Consider the following 19,373-nt stretch of genomic DNA (forward strand, 5'->3'; position numbering starts at 1 on the left):
TAGCTCTTCTTGCTTAGTTGAAACATTGCATTGTTTAGTTTTCAAAGACCGAATAGCTTGTTTAATTCCTGTCACTTCCTCAAGCAACAGTTAATAGAATATCAAACTTGTTCTCAATTGTCAAGAACTTTTTGAAATCTTTTTTACGACAACATCAAATAGTATATCACTCTACTTCAAAGTTGTCAAGAAGAAATCAAAAGTTTTCTGGCTCGACTAACACAACTAACAATTTAACATATTAGCTTATACTTGTCAAGAAAAGATTAAACTTCTATATTTCTTGCAAGCAACGATTAATAGAATAACATCTATAACCTAATCTGTCAAGTATAAATTCAAAATAATTAGCGGTTGGGGTAACAAAAGTTTTGTTACCCCAACCGCTAATTATTGGGTACAATATTAATTACTGTCTAATCTTAGCACCTAATCTTTGATCTAACTTCTCTTCTATCTCAGTTTGAACTTGATTAACCTCATCATCTGTCAAAGTTCTTGTTGCTACTCGATAATTCAAAGAATAAGCTAAACTTTTATGTCCAGCTGGAACCTGCTCGCCTTGATATAAATCAAATAATTCAATCGACTCTAAAATCTGATCTCCAACCTCTAAGATAACATCTTTAATCTCTTGATTGGTAACTTCCTCTTTAACAACCAAGGCAACATCCCTTGTTAATGCTGGATATTTGGGGAGTTGACTATATTCTCTAGCATCAGTTGCTGCTTTGACAATAGTTGAAAAATCCAATTCAAAAACTGTAACTCGCTGGTTCAGAGCATAATTATCTAATACTTCAGGATGCACCTCCCCTAAATATCCTGCCATCTCACCAGCAACCTCTAATTTTGCTGTTCTACCTGGATGTAAACTTGGATGCTTAGCTGCTACAAACTTAAACTTTTCAATACCTAGACTAGCAAAGTGTTCTTCTAAAATCCCTTTTAAATGAAAGAATCCGGCAGCACCTAAGTTCCAATCATCAATTAAATCTTCTTTCATTAATGCAGCTGATAATTTTAACTTCTCTACTGGTAGCTTCTGTTCAGCAGTTGGTATAAATACTTTCCCTAATTCAAAAATACTTACCTCTTCAACTTTCCGATTAAAATTAAGAAGAATATTTTCTAGTAAATTAGGAAGCAAAGTAGTCCTTAACACTGAATAATCTTGACTGAGTGGATTACCTAGTTCTACTACCTCTCGTAATTGACTATCCTCTGGCAAGTTAAGTTGATCAAAAACAGTTGGACTAATAAAAGAATAATTTTGTACTTCAAAGAGACCTAAATCAGCTAAAATATCTCTCGTTCTATCTTCAACCTTTTGTCCCCAGGTCTTTTTCCCTTGGATAACATCCCCTGCTGGTTTGATTGGTTCTATCTGATCATAACCATAACTTCTTGCAATCTCCTCTACCAAATCAATCTCTTGATTAATATCAACCCGATAAGTCGGAATCTTGACAGTTAATTCTTCTTCCCCTTCAACTGCAAAATTCAATTTCTCTAGTAAACCTTTAATCTCTTCAGAGGTTAACTCAACTCCTAATAACTTTCTTACTCTCTCTAAGTTTAGCGTCAACACTTCTTCTAAAACTTGCTCTGGATAAAGATCTATAATTCCATTAATCACTTGACCACCACTGATTTGGGTAATCAATTGTATTGCTCGATCTAAAGCAAAATCAACTAAGTTTATATCTACCCCACGTTCAAAGCGATGTGAAGCATCACTATGGATCCCTAACTTTTTAGCAGTACTTCGTACCACTCCAGGACCAAAATTAGCACTTTCTAAGAAGATAGTAGTCGTCTGCTGATCAACTTCGCTATTCAAACCACCCATTACTCCTGCTAAACAGATTGGTTTTTGAGCATCAGCAATCACTAACATCTCCTCATCTAACTCTCTTTGCTGATCATCTAAGGTGACCAATTCTTCTTCTGGATTGGCCCTTCTAACTATAATCTTTTGTCCAGCTATCTCTTCGTAATCAAAAGCATGTAATGGTTGTCCTAATTCCATCAAAACAAAATTAGTCACATCAACTATATTATTAACCGATCTAATCCCTACTGCTTCTAATCTCTTCTTTAACCACAGTGGAGAATCTTTAACCTCAACTCCAGTAATAACTCGTCCAGCATAACGTGGTGCCAATTTATTATCTGTAACTTCTACCTTAATCCAATCTTCAATCTGCTCTTCAATCTCTTCCACTTCAGCTTCTGGCATCTTTACTTCAGTCCCTGCTAAAGCTGCTACCTCTCTAGCTACCCCAATCATATTCAAGCAATGAGAATAATTAGGGGTTAAATCTAATTCAATAATGATATCATCTAACTCTAACTCCTCAACAAGCTTATTTCCTACTTCAACATCTTCAGGTAAGATAAAAAGACCATCTACTCCATCATCTGCTAGATTTAATTCATCTGTAGAACACATCATCCCACGAGATCTTACACCTCTTAATGCAACCTCTTTAATCTCCATGCCATCAGGCATTACTGTTTCCACAGGTGCAACAGGAACTTTGTCTCCTACCTCCATATTAGTCGCTCCACAGACTATCTGTAACTCTTCTTGCTGGGCAACATCGACTTTGCAGACCGATAGTTTATCTGCATTTTCATGCTCTGCTAGCTCTTTAATTTCACCTACTACTATATCTTTAATCTCTTTCCCTTGATATTCAATACCATCTACCTCTAAACCAGCTAAAGTCAGTTTATGGGCCAACTCCTCTGGCGTATAATCAAAATCAACATACTCTTGTAACCAATTATATGAAACCTTCATCTTAATCCTCCCTTACATTATGTATAATTCTCTCAGCTAAATCTAATCCTACTATTGCAACATTTTAGAGATATCTAAATCTTTCTTCACTCCCGTTTCAATTGACAATTTACGATGAACAATTCACAATTAAATTCAAAATATTAAAAGCAAAAACTGAAAAATCGATAACCAAGAGCTATAAAACAATTAGCTTTCCAAGTTTACAATCATTTTGTATCAAAATTGACTCAAAAATCTTAGATCATTATCATAAAGTAATCTAATGTCATCAATTCCATACTTCAACATCGCAATTCGTTCTACTCCCATCCCAAAAGCAAATCCACTATACTTTTTAGAATCTACACCAGACATCTCTAATACATTAGGATGTACCAGACCAGACCCTAAGATCTCTAACCAACCTGTTCCCGAACAGAGCTTACAACCATCTCCATCACATTTTGCACAAGAGATATCAACCTCAGCACTTGGTTCAGTAAAAGGAAAATAACTCGGTCTAAATCTAACCTCTCGGTCTGCTCCAAATAACTCTTTACTCAACTGAATCAAAATTTCTTTTAAGTGAGCAAAAGAGATATCTTTATCGATCATTAAACCTTCCACCTGATGAAAAACTGGTGTATGGGTAGCATCAATCTCATCAGAACGATAGACTCGCCCTGGAGCAATAATCCTAATTGGTGGCTCTTCTTCTTCTATTGTCCTAACCTGAACCGAAGAAGTATGCGTTCTTAATAATTGATCTCCTGCAATGTAAAAAGTATCTTGCATATCACGCGCAGGGTGATTGTCTGGAAAATTTAAAGCTTCAAAGTTATAATAATCTGTCTCTACTTCTGGCCCTTCAGCAATCTGAAAACCTAACCCCAAAAAGATATCTTTTATCTCATCAAAGACTAAAGTCAACGGGTGCTTTCGGGCTACTCCTTGCTTCTTACCTGGTAAAGTTACATCAATAGTTTCTGCAGCTAATTGCTTGTCTTTAGCTACTGCTTTTAATCTCTCTTCCTGCTCAGTTATTAAGTTAGTTATTTTACCCTTTACCTGATTGGCTAACTTCCCTACTACAGGTCTCATTTCTGGAGCCAAATCTCCCATCCCTCTTAAGATCTGGGTCACTGCCCCCTTCTTACCTAGATAATTAACTCGCAACTCTTCTAACTGCTCTAATGAGTCAACATTCTCAATTGCAGAAGTTGCCCCTTGTTCAATCTCCTTTAATTTATCCTCCATCATAAAATCCTCCTTATCTAAATTTAAATAATTATTCTTCCCAAATAAAAAAATCCATTCCTTTCTTCCAGCCAAGGACGAAAGACAATGGACTATCTCCGCGGTACCACCTTAATTAACCCATCAATTACTCATTAACCAATTGATGGGTTATCTCTAACTTCTGATAACGGTAGAAGACCGAATCAACCTACTTTATAGCTTTACTATAGTTCAGCTAGTAGCTCCAGAGGGAATTTCATCTAGCTTTAATGAAGATATTTGCAGCTTAGAATACTTCTCTCTTAAGATCACTAGATTACTTAAACTCCTTCAACACCTTAAGCTTAATTTACTTTGCCTTGAATTATATCACAATTTCCTACCCTTGACAAGTTAAATTAACCTAGCCGCTGTCGTACAACTTCATAAATAATTATCCCTGTTGCCATTGCTACATTGAGTGATTCTGCTCCACCAGCTAGAGGGATCTTGATCTTTTTATCAGCTGCATCCAGTAATTCTTCTCGCGGACCAACTGCTTCATTACCAATAATAATAGCAGTTGACTGATCATAATCAACATTAAAATGATAATCTTCTCCAGCCAGATCAGCTACAATCAACCTGATTTGCTCTTCTTTGAAACTTTCTATCAGTTTATCTAAATTATTCTCCTTAAAAATAGGAACTCTAAACAAAGACCCCATAGTAGATCTAATCGTCTTTTGATTATATAGACTAACCGTTCCTTTAGTCATAATTATCCCATCAACCCCTGCTGCATCTGCAGTTCTAATAATCGTTCCTAGATTACCAGGATCTTGTACTCGATCTACAATTAAGATTAATTGATTAACACCACTTAAAATCTGCGCATCATAGTTAACCTTATTAGCAATTGCTAAAACTCCCTGTGGAGAAACTGTATCAGCTATCTTCTGTAATAAATCATCTGTTAGTTTAACCAGTTCAATCTGGCCCTCTTCTAGCCTATCTAATAAACGGCGACCTCTCCTATTTCTTAACAGGTAATCTGAGTAAAAGATAGTTTCCACCTTGGCTTGCTCTTGTAACGCCTCCTCTATGATTCTAACTCCTTCTAATACAAACTTATCTTCCTGCCTTCTATACTTTTTCTGATATAATGACCGTAAGTACTTAACTCTATCATTTGTAAAACTTGATATCTCCACTAGCCAACCCCTTTCTTCTACTACATTTTTTTAGTATTCCCTTATTTAATAAAACTAAACATAAAAAGAGCCTAAAGCATCAGCTTTAAGCTCCTCCTATTACTATAAGTTTTCCTGAGCTAGCTCAACTAATTCAGCAAAACTCTCTTGATCATTTACTGCTAGATCCGCTAACATCTTTCGATTAATATCAACGTCAGCTTGCTTCAATCCATGAATGAATCTACTATAAGACATACCTTCCTGTCTAGCTGCAGCATTAATTCTTGTAATCCATAACTTTCTAAAATCTCTCTTTTTCTGTCTTCTATCTCGATAAGCATAATGTAAGGACTTCATTACCTGCTCAGTAGCTGGTCGATATAACTTACTCTTAGCTCCGAAATAACCTTTCGCTAACCTCAATACTTTCTTTCTTCTCTTACGTCTTTTGTTACCTCGTTTAACCCGTGGCATTTAGATATCCTCCTTTTCTAATCCTCTATTTATTCATATGGTAATAATTTTTCAACTCTTTTTTGATTACCTTCATCAACTAGTGCATCTTTATTAAGCTTTCTCTTTCTATTACCACTCTTTTTTGTCATCAAGTGGTTTCTGTATGCTTTTTTACGCTTGAATTTGCCACTACCGGTCTTCTTAACTCTCTTCTTCATACCTTTATGCGTCTTCATCTTTCCCATGAGATATTCCTCCTCTCACTATAATTAATTACCAGATTATATGTTCAGCAATTATTTATCACTCTTTGGAGTTATAAACATAATCATATTTCTACCTTCCATACTTGCTTTACTTGAAACCCGTCCTAGATCTTTAACCTCTTCTGCTAATTTATCCATCAATTCATAACCAAGTTCTTTATGAGTAATCTCTCTACCTCGGAAACGAATTCTGACCTTAACTTTATCTTTATTATTAAGAAAACGTTTAGCCATATCAACTTTAACATTAAAATCATGTTCTTCGATCTTAACGCTCATTTGAACCTCTTTAGTCTTCATCACATTTTGGTTCTTTTTGGCTTCTTTAGCCTTCTTAGCCTGCTCATACTTATACTTTCCATAGTCCATAATTTTACAAACAGGTGGTTTAGCATTAGGGGCTACCTGAACTAAATCCAAACCTTTCTCCCTAGCAATGCTTATCCCTTTCTTCAATGGCATAACTCCAACTTGTTCACCCTCATTATCAACAACTCTAATCTCTCGAGCACGAATTCGATCATTGACCTTCAAATCAGTACTAATTTTATATACACCTCCTGAAAATTTTAAAAGAAAAACAGATGGTCTATAATAGACCATCCGCTAAATTGGCACATCAAAACATAGATCCCCCTAAGGAATCCATACTTGATAACATATTAACCCAAAGTTAACTAACTTTAGGTGAGAAGCGGATGACTTCTACTTTATTATTCCTAAATAGTATATCACACCTATATTAAGACGTCAAGCAAAGAATTAACTACTTTTTCTATAATCTCTTTTCTATTTTTTCCAATAAGTCATCCTTAAATTCGTCAACTTTAACTGCTCCTAAGTCTCCCTCACGTCGTTCTCGAACTGATACTGTACCTGCTTCTACTTCATCATCCCCAACAATTAACATATAAGGAATCTGCTGTACTTGTGCTTCCCGAATCTTATATCCTACTTTTTCTTGACGACTATCTACTTCAACTCTAACCCCTACTGCTTCCAATTCTTCCTTGACTTGATAAGCATAATCAAGTTGATCATCAGTAATTGGAATTACTTCAGCTTGAATAGGGGCCAACCAGACTGGGAAAGCTCCAGCATAATGCTCAATCAAAATTCCCATAAATCTTTCCAAACTACCAAGTATAGCACGGTGAATCATTACTGGACGATGCTCTTCTCCATCTTGTCCGATATAAGTTAAATCAAAACGCTCTGGCATCTGGAAGTCCAACTGAATAGTTCCACATTGCCAACTACGTCCTAAGCAATCCTCTAAATGAAAATCGATCTTTGGCCCGTAAAATGCTCCATCACCTTCATTAACCTCATAATCTAAATTATTAGCAACAATTGCTTCCTTTAAGGCAGTAGTAGCTTGCTCCCACAACTCATCAGAACCCATTGCCTTATCTGGCTTAGTACTCAACTCTACATTATATTTAAACCCAAAAGCACTATAAATATTATCAACCAATTTAATAACCCCACTCAACTCATCTTCAATCTGCTCAGGCAGACAATAAATATGGGCATCATCCTGCGTAAAGTTTCTAACCCGCATCAATCCATGTAGAGTCCCTGAACGCTCATGGCGATGTACCAAACCTAACTCTCCTAATCTAATCGGCAAATCACGATAGCTACGCATTCTATCATTATAAACTAAGATACCCCCTGGACAGTTCATCGGCTTAACAGCATAATCTTGCTCATCAATCTCAGTAAAGTACATATCATCCCGATAATGATCCCAGTGTCCAGACTGCTCCCATAATTCTTGATTTAAGATGATTGGTGTCTTAATCTCTTCGTAACCAGCTTTACGATGCTCTTCCTTCCAAAAGTCTATCAATTGATTTCTAACAACCATTCCTTTTGGATGGAAGAATGGAAACCCTGGCCCTTCTTCATGCAAACTAAATAGATCTAATTTTTGACCTAATTTACGGTGATCTCGCTTCTTAGCTTCTTCTAAGCGATGAAGATGCTCTTCTAAATTAGACTTCTTAGTAAATGCAGTACCATAAACCCTTTGTAACATCTGATTATTCTCATCACCTCGCCAATAAGCACCTGCCACATTCAATAATTTAAAGGCATTTGTCTTTAACATTTTAGTACTAGGTAGATGAGGCCCTCGGCAAGGGTCAATAAACTCTCCTTGTTGATAGAAACTGACTGTCTGATCCTCCATCTCCTCAATCAATTCTACCTTATATTCCATTCCTAATTCTTTCATTTTTGCAATGGCTTCTGCTTTGGAAAGTTCTATTCTTTCTAATTCATAACCTTCCTTAATAATCTCTTTCATTTCAGTTTCAATCTGCTTAAAATCATCCTCTGATAATCTTTTTTCCAGATCAAAATCATAATAGAATCCATCATCAATCGTTGGCCCAATTGCTAATTGGACATCATCAAACAATCTAACCAATGCTTGAGCCAACACATGAGCAGCCGTATGGCGATATATATCCAATCCTGCTTCAGAATCCATTGTAATAATCTCCAACCCTACATCTTTTTCAATTTGGTAAGCTAAATCAACTTCTTGACCATCAACCTTTCCTGCTACTGAAGCCCTTCCTAACCCTGGGCCAATATCAAAAGCAATCTCTTTAATTGTAACCCCTTGCTGATACTCCCTACTTGAACCATCTGGTAATGTAATCTTAACTTCACTCATTAATAGCCCTCCCTTTTTATAATTTACAATGTACAATTAACAATTGACAATTAATTTTGATTCATCACTGTCAACTCAAAATAAAAAAAGCCTCCATCTCTACTTTAGAGACGAAGGATCCGCGGTTCCACTCTAATTTAAACCTATATGTAAGATATAGATTTAATCTCAGCTTAAAAATAACGGCTTATTAACCGAATCACCCTACTGCTTTCAGGGATCAACTCAGAGGTGGTTTTCAGTCAATCATCTTTAAGGGACTTCCAGCTTATAATCCCTCTTCTCTAGTAAAGATAGAAATTAACCTACTCTTCCTCATCATAGTCTTTTCCATATTAAGTTACTTAAAATTATAATTAGAAATAGCTACAATGTCAAGACAAAATTAAAGATTAATTACTATTAAAGCTTGTCCTACCCCAACAATAAATCCTAAAATCCCACCTAAAATCTCTATATGTTTTAACTCTTTAGTTGCAATCTTTAAAACTAACTCTTCTAACTCTCTCATCTCAAAAGAACTTACTCGAGTTTCAACTAATTGAGCCACATCAGTCTCATTTATCATTCTATTTCTTACCTTTTCTAGCAAGTGATCAATTTCAGGATCTAAATCTTCTTGAACCATCTTTTTTAAGAAATCAATGATCATTACTTGAAAATTTTCAGGAATAAACGGTGGAATCCTCTCTTTAGCTTTTTTATCTACCATTTCTAAAATTCTCTCTTTAATTTCATCTTTAACTTCTAACCCTGCCAACTCCTTTTCTAATTCTTCTTTAGGCAGTAGCTCTTGCTCTACAATTTCTCCAATCCTTTTAGCTAATTCCTTACTTCTTTTAGGTAGTAGCCCCTGAATTCTAAATCCAAATACAGGAATCTCTATTGGCTCATAAGGTTTAAAAATCAATTTAATAGCCAATAAATTAGTAACCCAACCAATTACTGCTCCTATCACCGGTAAAAACCATAATCTTAAAAGCATAGAAACTCCCCTCAATTATCATATTTAAACCAACTTTATTATACAATTTTCTGCTAAATTTGACAAGGGGTTATTCTAATTCATTTAAACTATTTATTTCACAATACTTACATCCCATACAGATAGAAACTCGCTCAGTAAAGATTCCTTCTATTGTCTCTACTATCTCTGCAGGTTCTTTAAAATGCAAAATAATTTCTTGAGGAGCTAAAGTAATTAAAGCACTGATTAATAGATCTTGATACTCTAAATCCTGCTCCATTAAATCCAATAATTCATCATCTAAGTAACCATTTTCAACTACTGTACCAAATTCATTTAAAAACTCAAATTTATTTTGCTCAGTTTTAACTATATTTATTAATTCAGTTTTAGAACCTTGATTTTCAATAAAATGTTTTAGTAAATAAACAAATTCTTCATACTCTCTTTCTACAGCTAAATCATTAACCGCCTGATCAACTGCTAATTGTAATTCATCTATATAATCTCTTAGCCTAAAACGTACAAACCCTTCTAATATAATTACGTCTTTATGTACTAAATAATCAACTATCTCCAGTAAGATTCTATTTTTTCTCTGAATTTGAGAAATTATTGCCTCATCATCTTTACTTTCTAAATAATTTAACCTATCACTGGCCAGTTGTATTAACCTCATCTCATCTTCTGGTGTAAAATATTGATAGTTGGCCCTTAAGAGCTTATGTAACAAATCTTCTTCAAATCGATTAATGATTAAATCAGATAAAGTATTAGCTATATGCTCTCTAAAAATAGTCACTTCATCTTCAAATTTATCATTTTCTATAATTAGCTTACAGTTGAAAATGACTACATCTCCCTGTTCTTCCTCATCTATTTCAATTATTGTACCATCTTCTTTCAAAATATCTATTTCAAATAGCAGCCTCTCCCGTAAAAAGTCGCTATAATTTTTTGTTTCAATCCTAATTGAAGACATTTAACCACTCCTTAACTTTAAATCTATTATAGTATATGTTAATCTTCTTTTTTATATTCTTTTTATCATCTCCTTAAAATCACCAAGATTTAATTTCAATCCTCTGCTTAATCTTTCTTCTCAAAAATAAAAAAGACCTGTTTTCTCAACAGGTGCAACTCTCTGAAATTCAAATAAAATTTCCCCTAGAAACATTGGTTATGTTTTATACCATGGAGCTACCACAGTCAAGCCCTTCAGCTTTCCATATTCAAAAAATCTATCATAGATAGCGATTTCCTCCATTAACATCTCCTTAAATAACTCTCTTATTTCAGGAGTTTCACTCGCAATATAGGCCGCAGATGTATGGCCAGAAAATCTTGTATTCCTCTAGATAGCCTGCGGAAAATATATTTATCAGTTATCTCTTCAATATATCTTTCTATTAATGTATCCCAAATATGCCAGACCTCTTGCACACTGATCTCTGTTGCTTAATTATTGTCTGATTACTCTAAAACTAAAAAAACAGCCATTTTCAAAATGACTGTTAACCCTTGCTCTATTAAGATTTATAGATGGTGGGAATAAGCGGGTTCGAACCACTGACCTCTACGATGTCAACGTAGCGCTCTCCCAACTGAGCTATATTCCCATGATATTTAATTGGCAATTATCAATTGTACATTATTAATTCAAAGAATGGTGCCGGGGGTCGGACTCGAACCGACACGGGCACGAAAGTCCCATCGGATTTTAAGTCCGATGCGTCTGCCAATTCCGCCACCCCGGCATAATTAATTTATGATTGATAATTTACAATGGACAATTAAGAACTTTAGAATCATAAATATTTATGTTCTTGGACTTTAATTGTCAATTCTCAATTTTACATTATCAATTGTTTTTTATTGGAGGTGGCACCCAGATTTGAACTGGGGATAGAGGATTTGCAGTCCTCGGCCTTACCACTTGGCTATGCCACCTCATATTTGGAGCGAAAAACGGGATTCGAACCCGCGACCTTCTCGTTGGCAACGAGACGCTCTGCCAGCTGAGCTACTTTCGCATAATATTTAACTACTATTTACAAATGGTGGCAAGACCCGGATTCGAACCGGGGACACGAGGATTTTCAATCCTCTGCTCTACCACCTGAGCTATCTCGCCATGAAAAGCAATTAATATCTAATATTTAATATCGAATAGTTTTAAGTTCTTGAATTCAACTATTAGTTATTCATTATTCAATATTCAATGAAGTTAATGGCGAGGACGACGAGACTTGAACTCGCACTCTCCGGCGTGACAGGCCGGCGTGTTAACCAATTACACCACGTCCCCACAGAAAAAAATACTTAATATTTAATATCTAATATTGAATAATTTAAAAACCCAAATTCAAACCTTTTATGCTTTTGACTTTCAACTATTAATTATTCATTATTCACTATTCATTGCTTTTAATTGGTGGGCAAAACAGGGCTCGAACCTGTGACCCCCTGCTTGTAAGGCAGGTGCTCTCCCAACTGAGCTATTCGCCCTAGTTAAATAAATCCCTTTCCTGCATCAGCAGTTACTAGTATACATAATTTAATTTAAAACTTCAAATTTGTTTTTTACTAAGACAAGCTATTATCATAATATATCTTCTTTTCCCTTTCTTTTTCTCAGTTTTACTCCAAAATACAGAAATATTGGCTGCCTAAAGACAGCCAATACTCTTAACTTACATTTTTATAGAAATCTTGATCAATACTTTTAATGACTTCTTCTTCTCCAGTATTAGCATTGATCTGAATTAAATAACTACCTGTACCTTCTTCAGTAATCCTACCAATAAACTCATAACAAAGAATCTCCTCACCATCTACTTCCGTTAAGACAAGTCTTGGTTCCCTAATCAAATCTAAATCATTACTGACCTTTTCTTCTACTTCTTCTAAACTTAAATCTGCTTCTAATCTGGCATCTTCTCGTTCTCTATGATTCAGAATATAGTCCAATCCATTATAAGCTATTATGTCTCCAGTATCCAAAGCTACTTCTATATTAATCGCATCTGGCTTAATTAAAACATCATTCTGCTCTGGAATTATAGATAATAACATAATATCACTGAATCTTTTAGCAGAACCGACAGCTAAATTACCAAATTCATTCTCTTCTAAAAATTGAATCGCAATATCTTGAGCTTCTTCTTCATCTATTTGTGCTTGTCCAACTTCTCGTTGATTAAGTAAAGAGATTACTTTTCCGCCTACTTTAGAAATATCAAAATAGATCGTTTCATTGGCCCGTGCAGTATTAACTGCCCTTACAGTATGTGCTGGTACATGAGCTTCTACCGTTTCACCCTCTATATCTATTTTTTCATTAGCAATTATTTCATATTCATACTCCTCTGGGTTTCTAATAAAATCTTGAGCTATCTCAATTGCTTGATTCTGATCAATTTCTTCTCCATCAAGTTGAGATAAACTTGTAATTAAATCTTGAGGCTCAAAATCTATAACTCCTGCTGGTAAGACTTCTTTTAACTTAACTGAAATATTATCAACATTTAATTCATCCCTTAGATCTAATAATCCAGCTAAAGGAGTGATAGAAAATCTTTGTTCATCTTGATCAATCTTTACCCTTCGCTTATCACTCCATCTAAATCCTGCTTGTTCCATGTCATCATGAATCGTTTCTAAATTACGATTCACTAGACTCATCTTATTATGAAGTTCCTTAATAATCTCTCTATCTTCTTCATCTATTCCACCATCAACAACCTCTTTCTCTAAATGTTTAGCATATTGTCCAGTCTTCTGTAATAAATCTTTTACATTATCTAGCGAATCACTGGCTATTGGTATCTCTCCTATATCCTCTTGAGCTGAAGAAGCAGATTCCCAAATATTGGATAAATTTACTGCTAAATTATCCGGTGCCCCTGCAAGCAATACTGTTCCTAACTCAGACTCCAAGTCATCAATATGATCATTTAACCCCTGGAACGCATTTTCATACCTATTATTAACTTCACTTCTCATTTGTTGATAAGTAAGATACATATTACGACCCCAATATCCTGCAATTGCTACCGCTAAAATAATTCCAGCTACTGTCAACCATCTCTTTTTCAAAATTACCCCCCCTATCTAGCAAAAACATGTTTACCAATTCTACGTACTGTCTGGCGAGTAGTAACCCAATATGAAGTAATCTTGGCTGGATTATAAAAATATTCTGATCCATAAGTAGGATCCCAACCATTATAAGCATTAAGAGTTGCTCTTACTGCTTCTGGACTTGGAGTTACATTCCAAATGAGTCCATGCATTACAGGTGTAAAGGCCCATGGTTGATAAATTACTCCTGATATTGTATTAGGAAAGTCTTCACTTCTAACTCGGTTCATAATTACCGCTGCAACTGCTACTTGTCCTAAAAAAGGCTCTCCTCGAGATTCAGCATAAACAGTTCTAGCCATCAACCTTACACTAGGTGACAAACTCCAAAAACTAGGAGTTCCTGCATGGCTTTCTTCCATTTCAACCTCTGTTTGACTATAATAAGCAATAGTTCCTATTCCAATCAACAGTAATACTAATGTCAAGACTAGTAGTTTTTTCATTCTATCCTCCTTACTAAAAATTATTCTTTATTATGATTACCTTTAATCCGTTTAATATTCACAAAATAAAATTTCAGATTAATTTCTTGAAATTTTATTGATATTTAGTGGCACTTTGCCACTAAATATCAGTGTACAGTTTACAGTGAACAGTGTACAGTTAAAAAACTTTAAAACCTTAAAATCAAAACCACTCTAAACCAATAATTCTAAGTCTTTTCATAGGTTTTAGGATCTTAAGATTTTGATCTTAACTGTAAACTGTACACCGTACACTGTCAACTCAATATTGTGGCACTAAAAGTGCCACAATATTGTAATTATATTTAACTTTAACTATCAACTAATATATAACTCTACAATTACAAAAACAGCATACCCCTCAAAGAGAGCATGCTGCTTAAATTCAAAGCAGTTTATTAAATTTATTTAGCTCTAAGTAGTATATTGACAAATTAATAATTAGTACCGAGAGTGGAACTCGAAACTATCAAGCAAAATTGATAAAGAAAATTCATTTATGTTTCTTTGGAAATAAAGTATCTTATAAGACTATTATGACGCTTATTAGCAACTCTTTTAGATGATGAATACTAATATTAAAAATATATCTTATCATCATAACTATTTCAGTCTTACTATGTTTTTCCACTGTAAATCTCTCACAAGACTAACTATATCATCTATCAAAACATTTTCTTCAACCTCATAAATATTTAATAATTTTTCAACAATACCACCTATTGTTGTTTTTCCATCAATCCTTAAATAAAACTCTTTTGCTACATCATTTAAAAAATAAATATCATAAGATTTGGATGATGCAATTAAAAATTCCCCATCTTTTCTAATTTTTAAATGAAATTGAACAGGAATAGAATCTTTCATCATATTATAGATCATATATATCACCCTTTATAAAATTAAATTAATAAATATATTATTAAAAGTAAATTCAATTATGTATTATCTCTTACAATAAGTTGTTGTTTTAAATTATAATTAAAATCTTCCATTGCAGCTTTTACAGCCTTTGCACCTACTACAACACCTGCTACTTTTGCTACTGCAGCTAATCCTGGAACTAAGGCTGCTGGAGCTGCCATCTCTACCAGATTAAAATCAAAAACAGTTGGTTTTTTATATTCTTTTTTCATGTTTTATTCTCCCTCCTTTACTAGTAATTGATCGTTAATTCCAGCAGTAACAGCATTGAAATCTCCCAATACTTTTTTTGCTGCTACTGCTCCTCCTCCAGCTGCTGCTCCTGCTAAAAAAGCTTTACCTACTGCCACAGCCCCTGCTGTCGCAACTGCTGCTGGAACTGCCATATTTACTAAATCAGGATTAAATACTATTGGCTTTTTATACTCTTTTTTCATTTTACAATCCTCCTCACTAAATTAATAACATAACCAATTTATTTTAATTTCAATTTTAAAACTAACTTGTTTCAGTTTCCTTTATTAAATTTATCAAAAATATCCAAAGAAAACTCCATCTAAATCTTTAATTTAGGTGGTAAGGTTCATATATATATATCTTCATCTACATAATTAGTTAAAAATGATGACTCATTTTCATCTAAACACTCTATATATTCCCGTACTTTAGGATTATTTAAACTATCTTTAGCTTTATTATTCCAGATATCTTTAAAGGAATCTTCTAATATATTTCCTATTACAAAAGGCAAACTACAATCCAATCTAACATCACCATTTGGTCTTATAATAACCCCACTCATTGGAGTCGTTCTAAGCCGCTCTAGTTGATTTTTAAGATTTGAACTAACTTGAATATTCATACTCCCTAGATATTCCCTTCTTAAAATTTCAACATTTCTTAAAAATTGTTCCTCCTGTTCCTCTTTTAATATTATATTATTATTTTCTGCAGCTCGTCCACTTAACATAATTTTCCCAAAGATTAATGACGAAGCACCTAAATTATACGCTAATTCTGCCATATCCTTCATTCTAACTATATTTTGTGGTGTCACACTACTTGCTATTACAAGAGGAAAGTTATTTTCGGAAGCTAAATAAGCAGCTTTTACTGCTCTTCTCCAACTACCCTTCTTTTGTCTAAATTGATCATGTTCTTCTTCAATACTATTATCAATTGATATTTGAAACCTATTAAACCTATATTTAGCTAGTTTCTTTATCCACTCTTCATCTAATAAGTAACCATTACTAATTAGTGTGAAGACAGTATTATCATTATGAAGCAAATCCATTATTTTTAGCAAATTATCACCTAATAATAGAGGTTCACCGCCAGAAATAATACACTGAAATAGCCCTCCATTTTTAATAAGATCTTTTGTTAATTCTATCCAGTCATCTATTTTCATAAGACTATTGTCAGTCTCTCCAGATTTATTATAACAATGTATACACTTCATATTACATTTTGTAGTTAATTCATATTGAATCCCCATCGGCATATCAAAATGATTAGGATATTCATTTTTATTTTGAGCTTTTTCAATAGCAATCCTTACATTTTCTAACATATCCTTTTGATTCTTTTCCCACCTTTTTTTTATCATTATTTCACCACCATGTATATTATTTTATCAAATAGAACCATATTATTATAAAAATATCACTACTTATTATTCATATTTTTTATCCTGCTACATAATTGAGATATTTTTTTATGATAGTCTTTTAATTTCATATTTTCTTTAAAATATTTTAAATATATTTTATCTACTCTACATACTTCTGGTCTTTCATTATAAATCAAACAAATATTATTCTTTAAATATTTACATGAGCCATCTCCTAAATCATATTCTTCTAACTCTTCAATATCCGATATTGTCCTACAACATGAACCACATTTTTTACAGGAAAATTTTTGAGTCAACTCTCTTCCCCTTTCTCCTAAAATAATCTATATTACATTGTATTATACATAAAAGAAACAATTTCCTCCTTTAAACATGAATTTTTGTAATGAAATGGACTCTTTAATTATTGTAATTATATTTAACTTTAACTATCAACTAATACATAATCCTACAATTACAAAAACAGCATAACCCTCAAAGAGAGCATGCTGTTTAAATTCAAATTAAGTTATGAAAATGTATTTTATTCAATTCTAAGTAGTTTAATAAAAATTGGTGCCGAGAGTGGGACTTGAACCCACACGGATAAAATACCCATAGCGCCCTCAACGCTACGCGTCTGCCAATTCCGCCACCTCGGCTTTTAAACTTCCCTTGCTAATTATATCATAATTAATTTAAAAGTCAAATACTAAACTACTAACTCACCCGGAAAAATAAGTTGAATACTATTCGCATCAAAATAATAATTTTCTATTGCTATAGGTAATTTATCAATTAAGATCACCCGTTGACTTTTAATCACTGGTTCACTTTTTTCTAAAGCAAGTTTAGTAGCTAACATTGGATTAGCCTTTTCTACCTGCATTACATTACTTCTAAACTTTAAGTTATCCAGTCCATTATCATTAAACAACTCATATAATGAATCCAAATCAGCAATTCTTTGCTGATTAATATTACTACTTAAATAAGTAATAACCTCTTGCAATCCATAAGGATTCCCGTCAACCAACTTCTTTTGTACTATCTTATATAACTCTTCTTCCTCAGATACTTTAACTAATTCGTCAACCTCTACATCCTCAATCTTCTTAAACTTAATTTCACCTACTTCAATTTTGCCTTTCCCTTTCAATAATTGAACCGTTGCTTTTTGCAAATTATACTCTTTTCTTTCTAACCGCTGTTCCATATTACGAGCATGTTTTTCACGCAACTCCATTAAAGAAATATTAGCTTCAGACAGAATAGTTCTTACATAGCGTGGAGTTGTTTCCACATTTTCAGCTATTTCACTAATTTTTAAAAAAGGATCATGCCGTGCATAATTAATGATCTGCTCCTTTTTAGTCAACTCTTCTAATTCCATACCCCTCACTCCTTTAATTAAATTTCTTACTACGTATTGTTCCTAACTTATGACATTCTTATACATCAAATATTCATAAAAAAACGACCTTCGACTATAGTCTAAGGTTAAGGTTAAGGTTAAGGTTAAGGTTAAGCAAACCATTAAAAATCATAATTTCCTAAACAATAAAAAAAGAACGGCTAGCTTAAGCTAGCCGTTCCATAAATCAAGTTCCTCAAATTCTAATTCTTTAAAGTTCAAAAATTCTTTTCCTAATTTCACAAACTTAGCTGATAATTTATCTAAATCACTAACATAAAATTTCCTCTTCCCCCCAGTTGAATTAGAATTTAACAGTTCTTCTTTTTCTAAAAACCCTCTTACTTGTAAGGCAATTCCTTGCCCAGGATAAATCATATTAACATCTTTACCTGCAATTTCTTTAAACACATTTCTTAAATAAGGAAAATGGGTACAACCTAATAATAATGTATCAATTCCTTTTTTTACAACAGAAGCTAAGCAGCGCTGGGCTACTTGTTTAGTCTTTTGACTATATAACTCCCCTGCTTCTACCAAAGGAATAAATTGAGGACAAGCTTGAGCGTAAACTTCAACCTCTGCTGATTGCTTGCATAATGAATTCTGATAAGCACCACTTCCAATCGTTCCTTCAGTAGCAATTACTCCAATCTTATTATTAGTAGTAGCCACAACTGCTTCTCTCACTCCAGGCTGAATCGGGCCAATAATCGGAACCTCAAACCTCTGTTGTGCAGCCTTAAGTCCAGCAGCAGTAGCAGTATTACAAGCAATAATCACCAACTTAGCCCCCAATTCTAAAAAATAACCTATAATCTCTAATGCAAACTTTCTAACCTCAGATTGAGGGCGAGAACCATAAGGAAGGTGAGCTGTATCACCAAAATAAATAATATCTTCATTAGGAAATTCACTCATCACTTCTTTAGCAATCGTTAATCCTCCTACCCCAGAATCAAATAAAACAATAGGATCATTTTTTTTCATTTTCACCATCCTGTTCACCTTTTTCTACTCTAATTATTAAAAATATTAATCAATTATCATCTGTGTCAACTTAATTGATATATTGTGTCAGTGTCTATGTCTGTAGTCTGTAAAAATCAAAACCTCCAACCCTTTAAACATATGGTTTTGAACTTTAATTTTTTACTGACAGTAGAGTAAAAGCTGGTAACTATCTAAGTTACCAGACAGTCCTCTGCAAACCGTACGTGAGGT

The 19,373-nt window shown here is 33.7% G+C and carries 18 protein-coding genes, 8 tRNA genes and 2 other annotated features; all 26 genes read right to left on the bottom strand.

Annotation, left to right across the window (positions count from 1 at the left end; genetic code table 11):
- Positions 1-409 precede the first annotated feature (409 nt).
- A complete protein-coding gene (gene pheT, locus MWH25_RS10020) occupies positions 410-2,809 on the bottom strand; it encodes a phenylalanine--tRNA ligase subunit beta (protein WP_248627517.1) in 2,400 nt (799 codons plus the stop codon).
- 219 nt (positions 2,810-3,028) lie between these two features.
- A complete protein-coding gene (gene pheS / locus MWH25_RS10025; RefSeq protein ID WP_248627533.1) occupies positions 3,029-4,048 on the bottom strand; it encodes a phenylalanine--tRNA ligase subunit alpha in 1,020 nt (339 codons plus the stop codon).
- Positions 4,049-4,118: 70 nt separating this feature from the next.
- Positions 4,119-4,373 (bottom strand) — a binding site (T-box leader).
- 55 nt (positions 4,374-4,428) lie between these two features.
- Positions 4,429-5,223, bottom strand: a complete 795-nt coding sequence (locus MWH25_RS10030) for a TrmH family RNA methyltransferase (RefSeq protein ID WP_248627518.1) — start codon at positions 5,221-5,223, stop codon at positions 4,429-4,431.
- Between the two features lie 102 nt (positions 5,224-5,325).
- Complete coding sequence (gene rplT, locus MWH25_RS10035) at positions 5,326-5,679, bottom strand: 50S ribosomal protein L20 (RefSeq protein WP_248627519.1); 354 nt, start codon at positions 5,677-5,679, stop codon at positions 5,326-5,328.
- A 29-nt stretch (positions 5,680-5,708) separates the two neighbouring features.
- Entirely contained in the window at positions 5,709-5,906 is a 198-nt protein-coding gene (gene rpmI / locus MWH25_RS10040) for a 50S ribosomal protein L35 (RefSeq protein WP_248627520.1), read from the bottom strand.
- A 51-nt stretch (positions 5,907-5,957) separates the two neighbouring features.
- Positions 5,958-6,530 carry a translation initiation factor IF-3 gene (gene infC / locus MWH25_RS10045; RefSeq protein WP_345947254.1) on the bottom strand — a complete coding sequence of 191 codons (573 nt, stop codon included), beginning with the start codon at positions 6,528-6,530 and terminating at the stop codon, positions 5,958-5,960.
- A 172-nt stretch (positions 6,531-6,702) separates the two neighbouring features.
- Positions 6,703-8,616, bottom strand: coding sequence for a threonine--tRNA ligase (thrS, locus tag MWH25_RS10050; RefSeq protein WP_248627521.1), 1,914 nt, complete (start codon positions 8,614-8,616; stop codon positions 6,703-6,705).
- Positions 8,617-8,719: 103 nt separating this feature from the next.
- Positions 8,720-8,947: a binding site (T-box leader), on the bottom strand.
- A gap of 54 nt (positions 8,948-9,001) precedes the next feature.
- Positions 9,002-9,601 (bottom strand): DUF445 domain-containing protein, encoded by a 600-nt coding sequence (locus MWH25_RS10055; protein WP_248627522.1) that lies wholly within the window; start codon positions 9,599-9,601, stop codon positions 9,002-9,004.
- 70 nt (positions 9,602-9,671) lie between these two features.
- On the bottom strand, positions 9,672-10,565 hold the full coding sequence (gene ytxC / locus MWH25_RS10060) for a putative sporulation protein YtxC (RefSeq protein WP_248627523.1): 894 nt from the start codon (positions 10,563-10,565) through the stop codon (positions 9,672-9,674).
- Positions 10,566-11,126: 561 nt separating this feature from the next.
- Positions 11,127-11,202: transfer RNA gene (locus MWH25_RS10065), tRNA-Val, on the bottom strand.
- Between the two features lie 48 nt (positions 11,203-11,250).
- A tRNA-Leu gene (locus tag MWH25_RS10070) sits at positions 11,251-11,340 on the bottom strand.
- A 119-nt stretch (positions 11,341-11,459) separates the two neighbouring features.
- Positions 11,460-11,533 (bottom strand) — tRNA-Cys (locus MWH25_RS10075).
- A 7-nt stretch (positions 11,534-11,540) separates the two neighbouring features.
- Positions 11,541-11,616, bottom strand: a tRNA-Gly gene (locus MWH25_RS10080).
- A gap of 25 nt (positions 11,617-11,641) precedes the next feature.
- A tRNA-Phe gene (locus MWH25_RS10085) sits at positions 11,642-11,717 on the bottom strand.
- A 97-nt stretch (positions 11,718-11,814) separates the two neighbouring features.
- A tRNA-Asp gene (locus tag MWH25_RS10090) sits at positions 11,815-11,891 on the bottom strand.
- A gap of 124 nt (positions 11,892-12,015) precedes the next feature.
- Positions 12,016-12,091: transfer RNA gene (locus MWH25_RS10095), tRNA-Val, on the bottom strand.
- Between the two features lie 180 nt (positions 12,092-12,271).
- Entirely contained in the window at positions 12,272-13,681 is a 1,410-nt protein-coding gene (locus tag MWH25_RS10100) for a PepSY1/2 domain-containing protein (protein ID WP_248627524.1), read from the bottom strand.
- 11 nt (positions 13,682-13,692) lie between these two features.
- On the bottom strand, positions 13,693-14,172 hold the full coding sequence (locus MWH25_RS10105; RefSeq protein WP_248627525.1) for a cell wall hydrolase: 480 nt from the start codon (positions 14,170-14,172) through the stop codon (positions 13,693-13,695).
- Between the two features lie 624 nt (positions 14,173-14,796).
- Positions 14,797-15,063 carry a PqqD family protein gene (locus tag MWH25_RS10110; protein WP_248627526.1) on the bottom strand — a complete coding sequence of 89 codons (267 nt, stop codon included), beginning with the start codon at positions 15,061-15,063 and terminating at the stop codon, positions 14,797-14,799.
- A gap of 68 nt (positions 15,064-15,131) precedes the next feature.
- A complete protein-coding gene (locus MWH25_RS10115; RefSeq protein ID WP_248627527.1) occupies positions 15,132-15,329 on the bottom strand; it encodes a hypothetical protein in 198 nt (65 codons plus the stop codon).
- Between the two features lie 3 nt (positions 15,330-15,332).
- A complete protein-coding gene (locus MWH25_RS10120) occupies positions 15,333-15,554 on the bottom strand; it encodes a hypothetical protein (RefSeq protein WP_248627528.1) in 222 nt (73 codons plus the stop codon).
- 146 nt (positions 15,555-15,700) lie between these two features.
- Entirely contained in the window at positions 15,701-16,729 is a 1,029-nt protein-coding gene (locus tag MWH25_RS10125; protein WP_248627529.1) for a radical SAM/SPASM domain-containing protein, read from the bottom strand.
- 59 nt (positions 16,730-16,788) lie between these two features.
- Complete coding sequence (locus MWH25_RS10130) at positions 16,789-17,052, bottom strand: YkgJ family cysteine cluster protein (protein ID WP_248627530.1); 264 nt, start codon at positions 17,050-17,052, stop codon at positions 16,789-16,791.
- Between the two features lie 257 nt (positions 17,053-17,309).
- A tRNA-Leu gene (locus MWH25_RS10135) sits at positions 17,310-17,397 on the bottom strand.
- Positions 17,398-17,447: 50 nt separating this feature from the next.
- On the bottom strand, positions 17,448-18,128 hold the full coding sequence (locus MWH25_RS10140; protein ID WP_248627531.1) for a UTRA domain-containing protein: 681 nt from the start codon (positions 18,126-18,128) through the stop codon (positions 17,448-17,450).
- A 192-nt stretch (positions 18,129-18,320) separates the two neighbouring features.
- Complete coding sequence (gene murI / locus MWH25_RS10145; RefSeq protein WP_248627532.1) at positions 18,321-19,139, bottom strand: glutamate racemase; 819 nt, start codon at positions 19,137-19,139, stop codon at positions 18,321-18,323.
- Positions 19,140-19,373: the final 234 nt, after the last annotated feature.

This window comes from Natroniella acetigena (assembly GCF_023227745.1).
GTDB lineage: Bacteria > Bacillota > Halanaerobiia > Halobacteroidales > Halobacteroidaceae > Natroniella > Natroniella acetigena.

What these genes read in the sequence shown, in the direction of transcription:
- MWH25_RS10110 (WP_248627526.1), bottom strand. Translation starts at nt 15,063, where the DNA reads ATGATGAAAGATTCTATTCCTGTTCAATTTCATTTAAAAATTAGAAAA.
- MWH25_RS10105 (WP_248627525.1), bottom strand. Translation starts at nt 14,172, where the DNA reads ATGAAAAAACTACTAGTCTTGACATTAGTATTACTGTTGATTGGAATA.
- pheS (WP_248627533.1), bottom strand. Translation starts at nt 4,048, where the DNA reads ATGGAGGATAAATTAAAGGAGATTGAACAAGGGGCAACTTCTGCAATT.
- MWH25_RS10140 (WP_248627531.1), bottom strand. Translation starts at nt 18,128, where the DNA reads ATGGAATTAGAAGAGTTGACTAAAAAGGAGCAGATCATTAATTATGCA.
- thrS (WP_248627521.1), bottom strand. Translation starts at nt 8,616, where the DNA reads ATGAGTGAAGTTAAGATTACATTACCAGATGGTTCAAGTAGGGAGTAT.
- pheT (WP_248627517.1), bottom strand. Translation starts at nt 2,809, where the DNA reads ATGAAGGTTTCATATAATTGGTTACAAGAGTATGTTGATTTTGATTAT.
- MWH25_RS10055 (WP_248627522.1), bottom strand. Translation starts at nt 9,601, where the DNA reads ATGCTTTTAAGATTATGGTTTTTACCGGTGATAGGAGCAGTAATTGGT.
- murI (WP_248627532.1), bottom strand. Translation starts at nt 19,139, where the DNA reads ATGAAAAAAAATGATCCTATTGTTTTATTTGATTCTGGGGTAGGAGGA.
- rplT (WP_248627519.1), bottom strand. Translation starts at nt 5,679, where the DNA reads ATGCCACGGGTTAAACGAGGTAACAAAAGACGTAAGAGAAGAAAGAAA.
- MWH25_RS10120 (WP_248627528.1), bottom strand. Translation starts at nt 15,554, where the DNA reads ATGAAAAAAGAGTATAAAAAGCCAATAGTATTTAATCCTGATTTAGTA.
- rpmI (WP_248627520.1), bottom strand. Translation starts at nt 5,906, where the DNA reads ATGGGAAAGATGAAGACGCATAAAGGTATGAAGAAGAGAGTTAAGAAG.
- MWH25_RS10125 (WP_248627529.1), bottom strand. Translation starts at nt 16,729, where the DNA reads ATGATAAAAAAAAGGTGGGAAAAGAATCAAAAGGATATGTTAGAAAAT.
- MWH25_RS10115 (WP_248627527.1), bottom strand. Translation starts at nt 15,329, where the DNA reads ATGAAAAAAGAATATAAAAAACCAACTGTTTTTGATTTTAATCTGGTA.
- ytxC (WP_248627523.1), bottom strand. Translation starts at nt 10,565, where the DNA reads ATGTCTTCAATTAGGATTGAAACAAAAAATTATAGCGACTTTTTACGG.
- infC (WP_345947254.1), bottom strand. Translation starts at nt 6,530, where the DNA reads ATGGTCTATTATAGACCATCTGTTTTTCTTTTAAAATTTTCAGGAGGT.